We start from the raw sequence: 17137 nt of genomic DNA on the forward strand, positions 1-17137 counted from the left end.
GTGCTTGCCACGCAGACGACGTGCGACTTCGCTGGCCACACGACCGAGGACTTTGCCCTTGGCGTCGATCACAAACCAGTCACGTTGGACTTCATGCGGCTTGGCCACAAAGGTCTTCATGATGGTTCCTAAGAATAAAAATTTCCCTGACTGGACCATCCAGCCAGTTCTTTTCCCCGAAACTGGGCCGAAATTGTGGAAAAACCCGTTGGGTTTCCAGCAGACTTCAGCCGATATCAGCGTCCCGCCTAAGCGTTATTACCCGCCCGTGCAATAGCCAAAACGAGGGAAAGCCTGCGATTCTAACACAGCTGCTCAAAAAGTGGGCAACTGATTGGCCGCAGGAAATGCAGCGGCGGCGCCCCACGGCGCCGCCCGGCCATGCCAATAACAGGGACACAGCCCCGCCTACCCGCCGCTCAGGCGCCCAGGTAGGCTTCCAGCACGCGGGGATGGCCCAGCAGTTCCCGGCCGCTGCCCGTCAGTGCCATGGCGCCATTCTCCAGCACATAGCCGTGCTGGGCGATCTTGAGCGCCTGGCGCACGTTCTGTTCGACCAGGAACAGGGTCAGACCGTCGGCGTTGATCGCGCGCAGCGAGCGAAAGATCTCCTGCACCACGATAGGGGCAAGGCCCATGGAGGGTTCGTCCAGCAGCAGCAGGCGCGGCTTGGCCATCAGGGCCCGGCCAATGGCCAGCATTTGCTGTTCGCCACCCGACAGGTTGCCGGCGATGCCGGTGATCCGTTCCTTCAGGCGCGGGAACAGGTTGAACACGTATTCCAGGTCCGAATCGACGTTCTTGAGGCCGCGGCGGTAGGCGCCCAGCTCCAGGTTTTCGAGCACGGTCATGGTGGTGAGGATGGCCCGCCCTTCCGGCACCTGGACGATGCCGCGCGCCACCAGTTGGTGCGGCGCCAGGTTGGTGATGTCCTCGCCTTCGAAGGTGATCTTGCCGCGCGCCTTGGGCAGCAGGCCCGACAGCGCCAGCAGCGTGGTCGACTTGCCGGCGCCGTTGGCGCCGACCAGGGCGGTGATTTCCTTGGCGTTCAGGTCCAGGTCGATGCCGCGGACGGCTTCGATGTGGCCGTAATTGACCTCGAGCCCGCGGACTTCCAGCATGGCGCTCATTGTGCAGCCTCCGCGCAATGCGCTACGGTATTCGTCTTGGGAGCGGCCCGGCGACTCATTGTGCAGCCTCCGCCTGTTCGGTGTCTTCGTCGTCTTCGCGGCCCAAGTAGGCTTCGATGACCTGTTCGTTGTTGCGGATCTCGTCGGGTCCGCCGCAAGCGATGATCTTGCCGAAGTTCAACACCGCAATGCGTTCGCACAAGCCCATGACGAAGCGCATGTCGTGCTCGATCATGAGGATGGTGTAGCCGCGGTCGCGGATGGCCAGGATCTCACGCATGAGTTCGGCGCGTTCGCCGGTGTTCATGCCGGCGACCGGCTCGTCCAGCAGCAGCAGCTTGGGCTCGGTGGCCAGCGCGCGCGCCAGCTCCAGGCGGCGCTGTTCGCCGTAGGACAAGTTGTCCGCCAGATCGTTGGCCTTATGGTCCAGGCGCATCCAGGTGAGCAGTTCGTGCGCGCGCTCGCGGGCGCGCTGTTCGTGCTCGCGATAGCCCGGCAGGCCCAGCAGCAGGCTGGGGAAGCCGTAGTTCATGTGGCGATAGGCGCCGACCACCACGTTTTCCAGCAGCGTCATCTCTTTGAAGAGACGGATGTTCTGGAACGTGCGGGCGATGCCCATGCGCGTGATGCGGTGCGGCTTCTTGTTCAGGACGCTCTGGCCGTTGAACGTGATGGTGCCGCCGCTGGGCGGCAGCAGGCCGGTGATGAGGTTGAACACCGTGGTCTTGCCGGCGCCGTTGGGGCCGATCAGGCCGAAGATGGCGCCTTCGGGCACCGACAGGCTGACGTCATGCAGCACATGCAGGCCGCCGAAGCTCTTGGAGACGGAAGAAAGCTCAAGCATGGCGCTTGCCTCCCTGGCGTCCTTGGCGCATCCAGCGCTTGAAGCGCGCCGGATCCCAGATGCCTTGCGGCAGGAACAACACAATCACCACCAGAATCACTCCGTTCGCGATCAGGCGCAGGTCGGCAAAACCGCGCAGCATTTCGGGCAGCACGGTAATGATGAAGCTGCCCAGCACGGGACCGGCCAGGCCGCCGATGCCGCCCAGGATCGCCATGGTCAGGATTTCCACGCCACGGTCGAAACCGTATTCGTTGGGGCCGATGAAGAAGGTCAGGTGCGCGTTCAGGGCGCCGGCCAGGCCCGCGATCATCGCGCCGGCCACGAAGGCCAGCATCTTGTTGGCGCGCACGTCGATGCCCATCAGGCCGGCCGCGGTTTCGTCGCCGCGGATGGCGTCGAACGAGCGTCCGATCTTGGAGGCGCGCACGCGCCACAGCACGAACAGGACGATGACGACCGCCAGCACCACGTGCCACCACTGCGTCAGCTGCGGGATGCCATTGAGGCCCAGCGCGCCGCCGGTGATGGACTCGGTGTTGAGGATGGTCACGCGGACCACTTCGCCAAAGCCCAGAGTAGCCATGGCGAGGTAGACCCCGGACAGCCGCAAGGTCGGCAAGCCGATCAGGGCCGCCACCAGCGCGGGCGCCGCCATGCCGCCGGCCAAGGCGACCGAGAACGGCGCGTCATAGTTCATGGTGAGCAGCGCGGCGGTGTACGCCCCGATGCCCATGAAGGCGGCGTTGGCCATGGCCAGCATGCCGCAGGCCAGGGTCAGCCAGATGGAGAGGGCCAGCAAGGCGTTGGTGCCCAGCGTGAGCACCAGGTTGCCGTAGATGGCCCAGAAATTTTCGAATCCGCTCATTCTTTAAGCCTTGCGTTGAACCACTTTGCCGAACAGACCTTGCGGGCGCACCAGCAGGATCAGGAACAGCAGGCCGAAAGCCACCGCATCGCGCATGGTGGAGCCGATGTAGGCCACCGACAGCACCTCGGCGAAACCCAGGAACAGGCCGCCCAGCATGGCGCCGCGGATGTCGCCCATGCCGCCCAGGATGATGACCGCGATGCCCTTGTGCAGCATCGGCTGGCCCATCAGGGGGAACAGCGCATTGGAGTACAGGCCGATCAGCACGCCGGCCACGCCGCCCAGGGCAGCCGCGGCGAACGAGGTGGTGACGAACAGCTTTTCGACGTTGATGCCCAGCAGCCAGGCAGCCTTGGGCGATTCGGCGATGGCGCGCAGGGCGCGGCCGAACTGCGTGCGGCGCATGACGTACATCAGCACGGCCATCAACGCGAAAGACATGAAGATGATGCCCAGCTCGATCACGGTCAGGTGCAGGCCGGCGACCTCGATCACTTCCTCGGGCACGGTGCCGTGCGGGAAGCGCAGGTTGCTGGCGCCGAAGATGCTCTGGGCGCCGTTGTTCAGGATGATGCCTACGCCGATGGTGGCGATCATGGGGATCAGGTGGGGCGCGTTGCGCTTGCGCAGCGGCTTGAGCACCAGGTAGTCGATGATGACCCCGGTGAAGCCCGCGACGAAGAACGCGGCCATCAGCCCGGCCCACAGGGGCAGGCTGAATTGCTGCACGACGAACAGTGCCGCGTAGGCGCCAACCATGAAGACGGCGCCATGCGCCAGGTTGATCACCCCGAGCACGCCGAAGATCAGCGTGAAGCCCAGCGCGAACAGTGCATACACACAGCCCAGCGACAAGGCATTGACGAATTGTTGTTCGAACATGATGGGACTTTCCAAAGCTGTGAGGGCCCCATGCAGCGCCCACTGCATGGCCTTGAGCCTCCCGGCGGGGAGGCATTTTTTCTAGGGTGACGGCCCTGCGATAAAAAGCGCCTTGCGGACGGCTGCGCCGCCCGCAAGGCGCATCCCCCCGCGCGGGGATGCGTAGCGCTTACTTTTCGATGACGTACTTGCCGTCCTTGGTCACGCTGACGATAGGCGCCTGGTCGGCGTCGTAGCCAGCGGGCTTGCCGGCGCGGTCGTTGGCCTGACGGAACTTGAACGGGCCGGTGGCGCCGGTCCAGGTCACGGAGGGCAGCGCATCGCGCAGGGCTGCGCGATCCTTGGGCAGATCGCCGGAGAGCTTGACGTTCTTCAGCGCCTGGGCGGCGATGTACATGGCGTCATACGACTGGGCCGCGAACTGGTCGGGCGCGCCGTTGAACTTGGCCTTGTAGGCATCAATGAACTTGACGTTCTCGGGGGCCTTGTTCTCGATCGACCACGGGCTGCCGATCCACAGATTGTTCGACGCGCCGCCGGGGGCCAGGTCGAAAATCTTGACCGAGTTCATGCCGTTGCCGCCGATGACGGGCACGTTCAGACCCAGTTGGCGGGCCTGCACCATGATCGGGGCGCCTTCGGCCAGCAGTGCGGACAGCACGATGGCGTCGGGGTTGGTGCCCTTGATCTTGGTCAGCTGGGCCTTGAAGTCCACGTCGCCCTTGGCGAACGTTTCGGTCGTGGTGACCGGGATCTTCTGGTCTTCCAGGGCCTTCTTGAAGTTGTCGTAGCCGCTCTTGGTGAAGACGTCGTCGTTGCCGTAGAGCACCGCCACGTTCTTCAGGCCGGTCTTGGCCTTGACGGTGGAGATGGTGGCCGGCAGCACGTCGGCTTCGGTAACCGAGTTGCGGAACACGTAGTTGCCGATGGAGGTGATGCCGTCGGCGGTGTTGGAGGTGCCGAAGGCGACCGTCTTGGCAGCCTGGGCGATCGGGTCGGCGGCCTGGGCCGAGTTCGACAGCGTCGGGCCGAAGACCATCAGGACGTTGTCCTTGAAGATCAGCTTCTTGAAGACGTTGATCGCTTCTTCTTTCTTGCCTTGTTCGTCCTCGACCACGAGCACGATCTTGTTGCCGTTGATACCGCCGGCGGCGTTGATTTCATCAGCCGCGAGCTGGAAACCATTGCGGATCGACACGCCGTACTGAGCGGCGCCGCCGGACAGGGCTTCCGCCACGCCCAGCTTGATATCGGCTGCATGGGCAGCCGGGACGATACCGGCAGCGATCAGCGCGGCCAGCAGCTTCTTGGTCTTGGATTGCATGGTTGTTACCACCTTAAAGTCTGTCTCGGAATATTGGTATCCGGGCTGATGTAATCCTGCCGGATTGACGTCGGATGCCGCCTAAAGGCGTCATGTTTGCGCGTCAAGACCCGGGATATTACTCCTTTGTATCAGGCGGCTACTCGAACGCCATTCAACAAAAGCCTACAAACCGCCCATTTTTTTGTAAAAAACGCGTGGTTACTAGCAAAAACCCTAACACTCGCCGAATGTTATTCGGCAGGCGTAAGTGTCCTACGTTCTGGCCGATAACGCTACGCCCAGATATTGGTCGTAGGCGCCTTCGGTCAAACGGAACCATGGCATTTCGCTATCGCGAAAACCCATGTAACTATCGTGCATCGCCTTGAATCTGGGGTCTTTGGCGCCCAAGTCCTTATAGACCTGCTGCGTGGCCTCGAAGGCCAGGTCCATGATGGACCGCGGGAATGTGCGGATTTGAGCGCCGTTTGCAGTCAGTTGGGCCAGCGCGGCCGCATTGCGGGCGTCGTAGCGGGCGATGGTGGCGGCGTGCGCGGCCTGGGCGGCGGCGTCCACCACTGCCTGGTAGTTCTTCGGCAGGGCGTTCCAGGCCTCGTCATTGATATAGAGCGATAGCTGCTCGCCGGGCGCCCACCAGCCGGGTGCGTAGTAATACTTAGCAACCTTATTAAGCCCGAGCTTGTCGTCATCGTATGGACCCGCGCCCGCCACCGCCTGCAGGCCGTCCTTCTCGAAAGCTTCTGTCAGCTTGGCCAGGTCGGCCTGTTGCGGCGCCACGCCCAGCTTGGCCAGCACGTCGCCGGCCAAGCCGCTGACGCGCATTTTCAAGTCTTTGAGGTCGCCCGCGCGCTTGATTTCCTTGGTGTACCAACCGCCCATCTGGGCGCCGGTGTTGCCCAGCGGAAAGTTGATGATTTTTTCAGGCTTGAAGAGTTCGCGGGTCAGCCGCAGGCCGCCGCCCTCGTTCATCCAGGCGTTCATCTGCCGGGCGTTCAGGCCGAAGGGAACGGCGGCGTCGAAGCAGAAGACGGGGTTCTTGGCGTAGTAGGCGCGGGACGAAGCGTGGCCGCACTCCACTTTCTTGGTGGACACCGCTTCCATCAGGTCCGCGGCCGGCACGATCTCGCCTTCGGGAAAGTGGCGGATATTGAATTTTCCGCCGGTGGCTTCCGAGACGAACTTGCAGAAGCCTTCGCCGGCGCCGATGCGCAGATCCAGGGAGCTGGGGAAGCCGGACGACAGGCGCCAACTCAATGACGGCATGTCCTGCGCGAACGCGGGCGCGCTGACTGCGGCTCCGGTAGCGACGGCGCCGAGACCGGCGTGCTTCAAGAACGAACGTCGTTGCATCTCTTTGCTCCTTTACAGCAACACCTGGGACATCAAGCGATACCCGGCGGATATTACACGCTGATATCGGCCTGCCTGGCCACACTATCAGGTAAGGGATTGCAAAGACCGGAACGACTGCGGGGATCTCAAGACGGCCGCGGCGCATGGCGCCACGGCCGCGTCCGGAAGATCAGGTTCCGGCGATGGCCATCTGCTCGATCAGGATCGAACCTGTGGTCTTGGTGCCGCGCGAAATCGTATCGGCGCCTATCGCCACGATCTGCTTGAACATGTCGGCCAGATTGCCGGCGATGGTGATTTCCTGCACCGCGTGCTGGATCTGGCCGTTTTCCACCCAGTAGCCGAACGCGCCGCGCGAGTAGTCGCCAGTGACGTAGTTCACGCCTTGCCCGATCAGTTCGGTGACGAGGAAGCCCGTGCCCATCTTCTTGAGCATGGCTTCGAAGTCGTCGCCGCGGCGGGTCCGGGTGGAGCTGAACACCAGGTTGTGCGAACCGCCGGCATTGCCGGTGGTGACCATGCCCAGCTTGCGAGCGGTATAGGAAGACAGGAAGTAGCCTTCCAGCACCCCGGCCGACACCACGTTGCGGCGGCGCGTGCGCACGCCTTCATCGTCGAAGGGCGAGCTGCCCATGGCGCCGCGGATGTGCGGGTCTTCGGTGAGGTTGATGTGATCGGGGAAGATGGGCTTGCCCAACGCGTCCAGCAGGAAGCTGGCCTTGCGGTACAGCGCGCCGCCGTTGGCGGCCTGGGTCAGCGCGCCCACCAGTCCCAGCGCCAGCGGCGCTTCGAACAGGACCGGGAACTTGCCGGTGCGGATGCGGCGGGCCGACAGGCGCGACAGCGTGCGCTCGGCGGCGTAGCGGCCGATGGCTTCGGGCGAGGCCAGATTGGCCGGATCGCGCTCGGAGCTATACCAGTAGTCGCGCTGCATGCCGTTGCCGCGGCCGGCGATGGGTGCAACCGACAGGCTGTGGCGGGAGTACGGATAGCCGCCCAGGAAACCGCGCGTGTTGCCCATCACGAACTGGCCTTCGTAGGTGCCCACGGTGGCGCCATCGGTATTGGTGATGCGCGCATCGACCTCGCGGGCGGCGCGTTCGGCGCGCAGCGCCAGCTCGGCGGCCTCTTCGGTGGACACGCTCCAGGCGCGGTGCAGGTCCAGGTCGGGAAATTCGGTGGCCAGCTGGTCGGCGTCGGGCAGGCCGGCGGCCGGATCGGCGGCGGTGTGGCGCGCGATGTGCCAGGCGGCTTCCACGGTCTGGCGCAGCGCGGCTTCGGAAAAGTCGGAGGTGGAGGCGGAACCGCGGCTCTGGCCGGCGTAGACCGTCAGGTCCAGCGAACGGTCGCGGGTCTGTTCGACGGTTTCGATGTCGTTCTTGCGCACGGACACCGACAGGCCCAGGCTTTCCGAGACTTCCGCCGCGGCGTCGGAGGCGCCGATCTGGCGCGCATAGGCGAGGGTTTGTTCGACGAGTTCGGAAAAACGCGCGTGATTCGCCGCCAGCGGCAAGGATGAGGAGGTTTTAACCATTGCAGTCCAATTTGCAGAGACGGTTATCATAGCCAAGTCTGTCATTGCGCAGTTTTCCATGAATTCCCATACTGAAGAAGAATCCGTCGACGACGGTTACGACGAGAACGGCTACGACCGTCCCAGCAAGTCCCAGGTCAAGCGCGAAATGCACGCCCTGCTGGACCTGGGCAAGCAGCTGATCGAACTGTCCCCCGAACGCCTCAAGCAATTGCCGCTGGCGGAACGCCTATATGAGGCGATCCGCACGGCGCAGCGCACCACCGGGCGCGAGGGCAAGCGGCGCCAGGTTCACTTCGTGGGCAAGCTGATGCGCGACGCGCCGGCCGACGAGATCCGCACCCAGCTCGACATCTGGGAAAACGGCTCGCGCGAGGAAACCGCCGCCATGCACCGGCTGGAGACGCTGCGCGACCGTCTGCTGGACGACGACGAGGCCCTGACCAAGTTGCTCAACAGCAATCCGCAGGCCGACGTCCAGCAGCTGCGCGCGCTGATCCGCGCCGCCCGCAAGGAAAAGCAGGCCAACGCGGCCCTGCTGCAAGGCCAGGAGCCGCAAAAGAAGCACTACCGCGCGCTGTTCCAGGCCCTGAAGACCCTCACCCTCTGATTTTCACCGCCCGCCGTCCATGAACGCTCCGACCGACCTGCTCGATTGCATCGAGATCGAAACCGCCCCCAATCCCACGCATGCCGTGATCTGGCTGCACGGCCTGGGCGCCGACGGCAACGACTTCGCGCCCATCGTGCCGGAGCTGGACCTGCCGGCCGGCGCTTCGGTGCGCTTCGTGTTCCCGAACGCGCCGGTGCAGCGCGTGACGATCAATAACGGCATGGCGATGCGCTCCTGGTACGACATCCTGGTCATGGACCTGGTGCGCGTCGAGGACGCCCGCGGCATCCGCGCCTCGGAAGCCGCCATCCACAAGCTGATCGCGCGCGAGAACGCCAGCGGCATCCCTACTTCCAGGATCGTGTTGGCAGGCTTTTCGCAGGGCTGCGCCATGACCCTGCACACGGGCATCCGCCTGCCGGAAAAGCTGGCGGGCATGATGGGCCTGTCGGGCTATCTGCCGCTGCTGGATACGGCCGAGGCCGAGCGCCACGGCGCCAACCAGGACACGCCGATCTTCCTGGCCCACGGCCAGTACGATCCAGTGGTGTCGCTGCCGCGCGCGCAGGCTTCGCTGGCCGAGCTGCAACGGCTGGGCTACCGCGTGCAATGGCATACCTACCCGATGCCGCATTCGGTTTGCGCCGAGGAAGTGGCCGACATCTCGAAGTTCCTGAACCAAGTCCTGGTCTGAAGTGAAGACCATGCAGGGCCGCGCCCGGCGGCCCTGATCCCGGCGTAAGGGCGCTGCGCGCCCTGCCGATCCATCGCAGGCCCTGGCGGCCTGCGATTTCATTTTGTATACCAACTGATATTCCAGCCTGATTTTTTAACGGGCCGCCCTTCCCTCGTCCATAGAGAAAAACGCCAACTGCAAAAAGCTTGTCGCCTATTTGTATTGAATATAGTATTCGATCCAAGCCTTACCGGCCCGGGCGACCAGTTCGGGCTTCCCTGTTGTTGTTGTCGATCCATCCCATTGGCCGTGTTGCGCCGGGTTTCGGCGTGGCATTCAAGACGCAGGAGAAAGTCCCGTGAAACCCTTGCCATCGCCCCGTCTGGCGGCTGCGGCGCTGCTCGCGCTGCTCGCCCCCCTGGCCGCCCAGGCCGAAGCCCTCAATCCCCCCGTGAAGGTCCGCTACGAAGAAGTGGTGCGGTCCATTCTTTACGTGCCCAAATACGTGGCCCTGTCGCAGGGCTATTTCAAGGACGCCGGCCTGGACGTGTCCATGAAGACCTCGCAGGGAACCGACAAGGGCATGACCGCCCTGCTCTCCGGCAGCGCCGACATCGTGCTGATCGGCCCAGAGGCGTCCATCTATGTCCACAACAGCGAATCCCCGGTCAAGCCCAAGATCTTCGCCGGGCTGACCGCCACCGACGGCTTCTTCCTGCTGGCGCGCAAGCCGGTGGAGAAGTTCGACTGGTCCATGCTCAAGGGCAAGGAGGTCATCGGATTTCGGCCCGGGTCCAATCCCATCGTGTTCCTGGAAACGGCGCTGCGCAAGCATGGCGTGGATCCACAAAAGGACGTGAAGCTGCTGAACAACATCGGCATCCCGGCGCGCGCCGGGGCGTGGATGGCGGGCCAGGGCGAATACGGCATCTTTCTTGAACCCGAGGCCGGCGAACTGGTGCGCAACGGCAAGGGCTACATCGTCGCCTCGGTCGGCCACGAGGTCGGCCAGGTGGACTACACCGTCTTCACCGCCACCGACAAATACATCCGCGACAACCCCAAGGTCATCCAGGCCTGGACCAACGTGGTGGCGCGGGCCGAGAAGTATGTGAAGGACACGCCCGCCGCCACGCTGACTCCGCAGATCATGAGCTACTTCCCCGGCATGGACCAGGCCGCGGTGACCGAAGCCATCGAGCGCTACAAGAAGTACCAGATCTGGAAGACCACGCCGCTGGTGACGGCCGAGGCCATGAACCAGCTGCAGGACATGCTGATCGCCAGCGCGGTCATGAAGGACAGCGCCCGCGTGAAGTATGAGGACGTGGTGGTGACCGACTTCGCCAAGAAGGCCCAATGATGGGCGCCGTCATCCACAATCTGAAGCCGGATCCCGCCACGGCCAAGATCGAACTGCGCGAGGTCTGTCTTTCCTACTTCACCCAGGAAGGCGAGACCGAGGCGCTGGCTAACGTGTCATTCACGCTGGCGGCGGGCGAATTCGTCAGCCTGATCGGGCAAAGCGGCTGCGGCAAGAGCACGCTGCTGTCCCTGATCGCCGGGCTGATTCCGCCGACCGCGGGCGCGGTGATGATAGACGGCCAGGCCGTGACCAAGCCCAATCCGCGCATCGGCTACATGCTGCAGCAGGACTACCTGTTCGAGTGGCGCACCATCCTGGACAACGTCATGCTGGGCGCGGAGATTCAGGGCCGCGGCGACGCGCGCAGCGAGGCGCGCGCCGTGCATCTGCTGGAGAAATGCGGGCTGGGCGCCTTCCTGTCGCACACGCCGCGCCAGCTGTCGGGCGGCATGCGTCAGCGCGCCGCGCTGGCCCGCACCCTGGTGACCGAGCCCGACGTGATCCTGCTGGACGAGCCCTTCTCCGCGCTGGATTCGCAGACCCGGCTGGCGATCTCCGACGAAGTGGTGGACATCCTGCGGCGCGAGGGCAAGACCGTGGTGCTGGTCACCCATGACATCGGCGAAGCCATAGCCATGACGGACCGCGTGATCGTGCTGTCGCGCCGGCCCGGCCGGCTGAAGAGTCAATACCGCATCCACTATGGCGACGGGGCCCGGCCTACGCCGTTCCAGGCGCGCTCGCGGCCGGAATTCAACACCTACTTCAAACAGCTGTGGGACGAGCTGGACGTCCACGTGGAGGGTTGACCCATGAACGCGCCCGTCGCCAATACCGTTCCGCTGCGCGCCGTACGCGCACCCAGCGAGAAATACCTGAACTACCTGCAACGCGACCGCGCGCGCCGCAGGCATATCCGCATTGCGCAGGCGCTGCTGCTGGCGGTCTTCCTGTGCGCCTGGGAAATCCTGCCGCGCATGCACATCCTCAACCCGCTCCTGACCAGCTACCCCAGCGCGCTGTGGCCGACGTTCATCGAGCTCTGGAACAACGGCCAATTGGGCAAGCACATCATGACCACGCTGAGCGCCACGCTGGTGGGCTTCGGCCTGAGCATGGCGATCGGCATCGTGGTGGCGGCCGCGCTGTGGTGGTCGGACTTCCTGTACAAGGTGCTGGACCCCTTTCTGGTGGTGGCCAACGCCATGCCCAAGATCGCCTTCGTGCCGATCTTCTACCTGTGGCTGGGCTCGGACTACGCGGTGTACGGCATGGCCGTGGCGATCGCCGTGTTCGTGACCATCATGGTGATCTACGCCGGCTTTCGCGGCATAGACCTGAACAAGGTGAAGCTGGCCCATACCTTCGGCGCCAGCCGCTGGCAGGTGCTGACCAAGGTGGTGCTCCCGGGCAGCGTGCCCACGCTGATCGCGGCCGTGAAGATGAACATCGGCCTGGCGCTGGTGGGGGTCATCGTGGGCGAGTTCCAGTCGGCGGATTCCGGTCTGGGCTTTCTCATCATGAACGGCAGCCAGGTATTCAAGCTGAACATCGTCATGACCGCCATCGCCATCCTGGCCCTGATCTCCAGCGTGATGTACCTGATCGTCTACCGCATCGAAGCCGCCATCGCGCGGCGCTACGGATAAGGAACCGCCATGGAATTCCCGCAATGGGTGCAGGACCGCGTGATCGCCAGGCAGGGCTGCCTGCACCCCTATGACGAACTGCCCGCCGCGCGCCTGGCCGTGGTGGTGGTGGACATGCAGCAGTACTTCACGCTGCCCGGCTACCAGGGCGAATGCGCGCCGGCGCGCGAAATCATCGCGCCCATCAACCGCCTGTGCGACGCGGTGCGCGCCGCGGGCGGCACCATCGTCTGGGTGCAGACCGCTTCCGACAACGCCGACTCGTTCTGGTCGCACCACCACGCCGTGATGCTGACGCCGGAACGCAGCGCCAGGCGCCTGGAAACGCTGCGCCACGACGCCCCCGGCTATGCGCTGCACCCGGATCTGCATGCGCACGACAGCGATCTGCGGGTGACCAAGCGCTTCTACAGCGCAATGGCGCCGGGATCTTCGGAACTGGAGCCGCTCCTGCGCGGGCGCGGCGTGGACACGCTGCTGATCGCCGGCACGGTCACCAATGTGTGCTGCGAATCCACCGCCCGCGACGCGATGATGCGGGACTTCCGCACGATCATGGTGGACGACGCGCTGGCTGCGGTCACGCCGGCCGAACACGAACACTCGCTGCACGGCTGGATGCTGTTCTTCGGCGACGTGCTGTCGGTGGACGAATCGATCGCGCGGCTCAAGCCCGCCCAGACGGCCAGAAAGACCGCCTGAACGAGCCTGACATCAGGCCAGGTCCAGCCACACCCGGCGCATCGTCGGGTCTTCCGGATCTGCGTCGTTGGTGAAGCCCAGGCTGGTCATCAGCGCCAGCATGGGCCGGTTGGTCGACAGCACCAGGCCGTCGATGTATTCCAGCCCCTGCTCGCGCGCCGCGGCTATCAGCGCCGTCATCAGCTGGCGGCCCAGGCCTCGGCGCTGCCAGTCGTCGCCGATCACCAGGGCGTACTCCGCGCCCCGCCCGTCCGGATTGCGCAGGTAATGCGCGAAACCCACCAGCACCTCGCGCGGATGGCCGCGGTTGGCCGGGTTCGGCACCTGCGTGGCGGCCACCAGGGCCAGCTCGCGGTGGTAGTCCACCTGCGTGTAGCGCGACACCATGCGCGGCGTCAGCTCGCGCATCATGGAGACGAAGCGCATGTAGCGCGAACGCTCGGACAGGCCGCGGATGAACTCCTGCAGCGGGTCGGCATCCTCGGGACGGATGGGACGCAGCACCCAGGGAATGCCGTCCGCGAAGCGGCGCACCTGCACCAGCCGCGCCGGATACGGGTGGATCGCCATATGCGGATAGCCGGCAGTCTGCGGCGTTGCGCATCCCGGTTTCTCGGTCAGCGTCATGCGCAATCCGCCCGCGCGCAGATGCGTTTCGCCGGCATATAGCGGGTCGATGTCCAGGGACTCGATATCGGGCAGTTCCGACACCAGCTCGGACACCAGCACCACCGCCTGCTGCAACGCCTCGGAGGCCATATGGCCGATGCGCGGCGCCAGTACGCGGCGCCATAGCCGGCTGCGCTCGATCAGTTGACGGGCCAGGAAGCCGTTGAGCGGCGGCAGGTCGACGCCGCGGTCGGACTGGGACAGCATCGCGTCGGGGCCGCCCGCGCCAAAACGGATGACCGGGCCGAACTGCGGATCGCGCCGCACCCGGATCGCCATGGGGCGGGATTCCGGTTCGACGGCCGCCACGTCCATCGGCGTGTCGCGCAGCGGCACGTAGAACAGAGCCAGCAAGCTACGGATTTCGGAGGTGTTGAGCTCGCGCCGGCATTCGGCGCGCACGCGCGCCAGGATCTCGCGCGCGGCCGTCAGGTCCGGCACGTGAGTGGCCGGTTCCGGCGGTTGCGTCTGCAGCAGCAATTGCTGGTTGTAGTGGTGGGTTGCCAGCACGCCGAAGGCGTCGGCGGCCGATTCGGGCGTGCGGAACGCTGGGGTGCCCGCGTCATCCAGCATGCGCCGCAGCGGCCGCATGCCGGCATCGCCCATGAAACAGGTCACCACCGGCTTTTTCGCCTTGGGAGCGATCTGCGCCAACTCGCGCGCCACCGCCGGCATGTCCGCCAGCGCGTCGGGCGCCAGCAGCACCAGCACGCCGTCCACGCCGGCGTCGTCCAGTACGGCGTCCAGGATGGCGCGGATGCGCTCCGGGGTCAGCGGCGTGAAGGTGATGACGGGATTCGCCGTGGCCGCGTCCGGCTCCAGCATGGCCACCAGCGCGCGCCGGGTCGCCGGTGCAAGGTCGGCACGCAGCACGGCGGCGTCGGGACCGATCAGGTCCATGGCCAGTTGCGGAGGCCCGCTGCCGTTGGAGATCAGCGCCACGCGCCGGCCCTTGGGGCGGCGCGTGTAGCCCAGCACCTTGACCGCCGAGAACAGCTGCACGAAGTAGCGCACGCGGACGGCGCCCGCGCGACGCAGGGCCGCGTCGAAGATGGCGTCGGCGCTATCGGTGTCCGCGCGCCCCGCCTTCAGCACGATCACGGGCTTGACCGAGGCCGCGGCGCGCAAGGTGCTCATGAATTCGCGGGCCGGACCCACGTCTTCCAGATAGAGCACGATGCTGTCCGTGCGCGGATCGCTGGCCAGGTAGTCCAGCACCTTGGACAGGCCCACCACCGCCTCGTCGCCCAGCGACACAGCGGTGGAAAAGCCGATGTGCACGTCCTCGGCCCAGTCCATGACCGCGGCCATGATGGAGCGCGACTGCGCCAGCAGCGCCACGCGGCCGGCGCGCGCCAGCACCGGGTGCTGGCTCAGGTTCAGGCCGGCGTGCGGCCGCTGGGCGCCGAAAGAGCGCGGACCCAGCAGTTCGCAGCGATTTTCCTCGGCCCAGGCGCGGCATAGCGCAAGCGTGCCGCGCGGATAGGGATCGGGGAGTTCATGCGGCAGCAAAATCACCGAGCGCGGCGCCAGGGGCGACAGCCGCCGCAGCGTTTCCGGCAGCACAGCCGGCGATACGCAAACCAGGGCCAGATCAGGCCTTTCGCCCTTGGCCAGGCCTTGCAGCGTGTCCGGCAGATCCGGCGCGGCGCCGACTTCGCAGGCAACCACCGTGGTCTTGCCCTTGAGCGTGGGCGGCAGCGAAGCCGTCGCCGGCAGCGGCCGGTCGGCGACGATCACCAGCGAGGCGGGCTCGAACATCGGGGCGAGAGCGTGTCGCAACATGGTGTTAGCAGGCCCTAATCTAAAATACCCTTCATCGTAACAAGACAACCCCGCCCTACGTTTGACCTGGGCCCAGCCTGACGCCGATTTGTGGCGCCGCAGCCGCTATCATTGCCACCTATGACTTCCAACGCCTCTACCCCCATTCGTACCCGTTTCGCGCCTTCGCCCACGGGTTTCCTGCATCTGGGCGGCGCACGCACCGCGCTGTTCTCCTGGGCCTTCGCGCGCCACCACAAGGGCACCTTCGTGCTGCGCATCGAAGACACGGACGTCGAACGCTCCACGCCGGAAGCGGTGCAGGCCATCCTGGACAGCATGGACTGGCTGGGCATGCAGCCCGATGAAGGCCCCTTCTATCAGATGCAGCGCATGGACCGCTACCGCGAAGTGGTCGCGCAGATGCTGGCCGCCGGCACCGCCTACCACTGCTACAGCTCGCCCGAGGAAGTCGAAGCCATGCGCGAAGCCGCCCGCGCGCGCGGCGACAAGCCGCGCTACGACGGCACCTGGCGCCCCGAGCCCGGCAAGACCCTGCCGGCCATCCCGGAAGGCCGCAAGCCCGTGGTGCGCTTCAAGAACCCGCAGGAAGGCGCGACCTCCTGGAACGACATGGTCAAGGGCACGATCAGCTTCGACAACACCGAGCTCGACGACCTGATCATCGCGCGCCCGGACGGCACCCCCACCTACAACTTCTGCGTCGTGGTCGACGACTGGGACATGGGCATCACCCACGTGCTGCGCGGCGATGACCACGTCAACAACACCCCGCGCCAGATCAACATCCTGCGCGCGCTGGGCGCCGCCCTGCCGGAATACGGCCACGTGCCGATGATCCTGGGCCCGGATGGCGAAAAGCTGTCCAAGCGCCACGGCGCCGTCAATGTCATGGAGTACGACAACGAGGGCTACCTGCCCGAGGCCATGGTCAATTACCTGGCGCGCCTGGGCTGGAGCCACGGCGACGACGAACTCTTCTCGCGCGAGCAACTGGTGTCGTGGTTCGACACCAAGCACTTGTCCAAGTCGGCCTCGCAGTGGGATCCGAAGAAGCTGAACTGGGTCAACGCCCACTACATCAAGCAGATGGACAACGCCGAACTGGCCGAGCGCGTGGCGCCGCGCGTGGCGAACCGCGGCGGCCATCCGGAAAAGATCGACCTGCCGGGCGTCATGGGCCTGTTGAAGGACCGCGCCGAAACGCTGGAGCAACTGGCCGACGGCGCCATGCTGTTCTGCGCCGAGTTCAAGGGCGCGCCCGCCGAGCTGGCCGAACAGCACCTGACCGCCCCCGCGCGCGAAGCGCTGACCGACTTCGCCCAACGCGCCCAGGACACGGACTGGACCCGCGAGGCCCTGTCCGCCTTGATCAAGGCCGTGCTGGCCGACCGCGGCATGAAGATGCCGCAACTGGCCATCCCGCTGCGCGTCGCCGTCACCGGCCAGACCCAGACTCCGGCCGTGGATGCCGTGCTGGCGCTGCTGGGCAAGCAAACGGTGCTCAAGCGCCTGGCAGCGATCTAAACGCCCTGCCAAAAACACCGCGGGCCTTGCTCATTCCAGGATGAGCAAGGCCCGCGGTGTTTTTGGCCTGCCTGCTTGCGCCGCATGGCGCGCCTCAGGCCTGCTGGATCGCCGTCCGCGCTTTGAGTGCCCGGGCGAAGAACGCGCCCAACAGCGGCAGCAGCGCGGCCGAGCCGCCGAACAGCGCGCCCGGCCCGATCTCGTCGACC

The 17137-nt window shown here is 65.4% G+C and carries 16 protein-coding genes; 7 read left to right on the forward strand and 9 right to left on the reverse strand.

The genetic code is table 11. The annotated features are described in order from the left end of the window. The 8 genes from VIR09_RS10070 to pmbA all read right to left on the reverse strand — a co-directional run. Nucleotides 1–120: uL13 family ribosomal protein (locus VIR09_RS10070; RefSeq protein ID WP_332012747.1), on the reverse strand; the 120-nt coding region annotated here is incomplete at its 3' end. 299 nt (nt 121–419) lie between these two features. Next, entirely contained in the window at nt 420–1130 is a 711-nt protein-coding gene (locus tag VIR09_RS10075; protein WP_332012735.1) for an ABC transporter ATP-binding protein, read from the reverse strand. A gap of 55 nt (nt 1131–1185) precedes the next feature. Then, entirely contained in the window at nt 1186–1974 is a 789-nt protein-coding gene (locus VIR09_RS10080; protein WP_332012736.1) for an ABC transporter ATP-binding protein, read from the reverse strand. Beyond that, complete coding sequence (locus VIR09_RS10085) at nt 1967–2842, reverse strand: branched-chain amino acid ABC transporter permease (protein WP_332012737.1); 876 nt, start codon at nt 2840–2842, stop codon at nt 1967–1969. The genes VIR09_RS10080 and VIR09_RS10085 overlap by 8 nt, the downstream gene beginning before the upstream one ends. Before the next feature lie 3 nt (nt 2843–2845). Continuing rightward, nucleotides 2846–3727, reverse strand: a complete 882-nt coding sequence (locus tag VIR09_RS10090) for a branched-chain amino acid ABC transporter permease (protein WP_332012738.1) — start codon at nt 3725–3727, stop codon at nt 2846–2848. Between the two features lie 169 nt (nt 3728–3896). After that, the gene (locus VIR09_RS10095; protein WP_332012739.1) at nt 3897–5051 is read right to left on the reverse strand and encodes an ABC transporter substrate-binding protein; all 1155 of its coding nucleotides are present in this window, start codon (nt 5049–5051) and stop codon (nt 3897–3899) included. Between the two features lie 255 nt (nt 5052–5306). Continuing rightward, the gene (locus tag VIR09_RS10100; RefSeq protein WP_332012740.1) at nt 5307–6404 is read right to left on the reverse strand and encodes an ABC transporter substrate-binding protein; all 1098 of its coding nucleotides are present in this window, start codon (nt 6402–6404) and stop codon (nt 5307–5309) included. Nucleotides 6405–6576: 172 nt separating this feature from the next. Beyond that, nucleotides 6577–7941: a metalloprotease PmbA gene (pmbA, locus tag VIR09_RS10105; RefSeq protein ID WP_332012741.1), complete on the reverse strand. Its 1365-nt coding sequence runs from the start codon at nt 7939–7941 to the stop codon at nt 6577–6579. Nucleotides 7942–7999: 58 nt separating this feature from the next. Here pmbA and yjgA point away from each other — a divergent pair, with 58 nt between their 5' ends. The 6 genes from yjgA to VIR09_RS10135 all read left to right on the forward strand — a co-directional run bounded on the left by yjgA (nt 8000) and on the right by VIR09_RS10135 (nt 12947). After that, entirely contained in the window at nt 8000–8551 is a 552-nt protein-coding gene (gene yjgA / locus VIR09_RS10110) for a ribosome biogenesis factor YjgA (RefSeq protein WP_013391404.1), read from the forward strand. Between the two features lie 19 nt (nt 8552–8570). After that, on the forward strand, nt 8571–9248 hold the full coding sequence (locus tag VIR09_RS10115) for an alpha/beta hydrolase (protein WP_332012742.1): 678 nt from the start codon (nt 8571–8573) through the stop codon (nt 9246–9248). A 340-nt stretch (nt 9249–9588) separates the two neighbouring features. Continuing rightward, nucleotides 9589–10593 carry an ABC transporter substrate-binding protein gene (locus VIR09_RS10120; protein WP_332012743.1) on the forward strand — a complete coding sequence of 335 codons (1005 nt, stop codon included), beginning with the start codon at nt 9589–9591 and terminating at the stop codon, nt 10591–10593. Continuing rightward, entirely contained in the window at nt 10593–11405 is an 813-nt protein-coding gene (locus VIR09_RS10125; protein ID WP_332012748.1) for an ABC transporter ATP-binding protein, read from the forward strand. Before VIR09_RS10120 ends, VIR09_RS10125 begins: the two co-directional genes overlap by 1 nt. A 3-nt stretch (nt 11406–11408) precedes the next feature. Further along, nucleotides 11409–12245 carry an ABC transporter permease gene (locus VIR09_RS10130; RefSeq protein ID WP_013391400.1) on the forward strand — a complete coding sequence of 279 codons (837 nt, stop codon included), beginning with the start codon at nt 11409–11411 and terminating at the stop codon, nt 12243–12245. A 9-nt stretch (nt 12246–12254) separates the two neighbouring features. After that, nucleotides 12255–12947: an isochorismatase family cysteine hydrolase gene (locus tag VIR09_RS10135; RefSeq protein WP_332012744.1), complete on the forward strand. Its 693-nt coding sequence runs from the start codon at nt 12255–12257 to the stop codon at nt 12945–12947. 12 nt (nt 12948–12959) lie between these two features. Here the strand turns inward: VIR09_RS10135 and VIR09_RS10140 are convergent, their stop codons facing one another. Next, nucleotides 12960–15401, reverse strand: coding sequence for a GNAT family N-acetyltransferase (locus VIR09_RS10140; RefSeq protein ID WP_332012745.1), 2442 nt, complete (start codon nt 15399–15401; stop codon nt 12960–12962). 120 nt (nt 15402–15521) lie between these two features. Between VIR09_RS10140 and gltX the strand changes: the two genes are divergently transcribed. Next, nucleotides 15522–16928, forward strand: coding sequence for a glutamate--tRNA ligase (gene gltX / locus VIR09_RS10145; RefSeq protein WP_332012746.1), 1407 nt, complete (start codon nt 15522–15524; stop codon nt 16926–16928). The last annotated feature ends 209 nt before the right edge of the window (nt 16929–17137 follow it).

Origin of the sequence: Achromobacter sp., from assembly GCF_036567245.1 — a bacterium.
GTDB lineage: Bacteria > Pseudomonadota > Gammaproteobacteria > Burkholderiales > Burkholderiaceae_B > Achromobacter.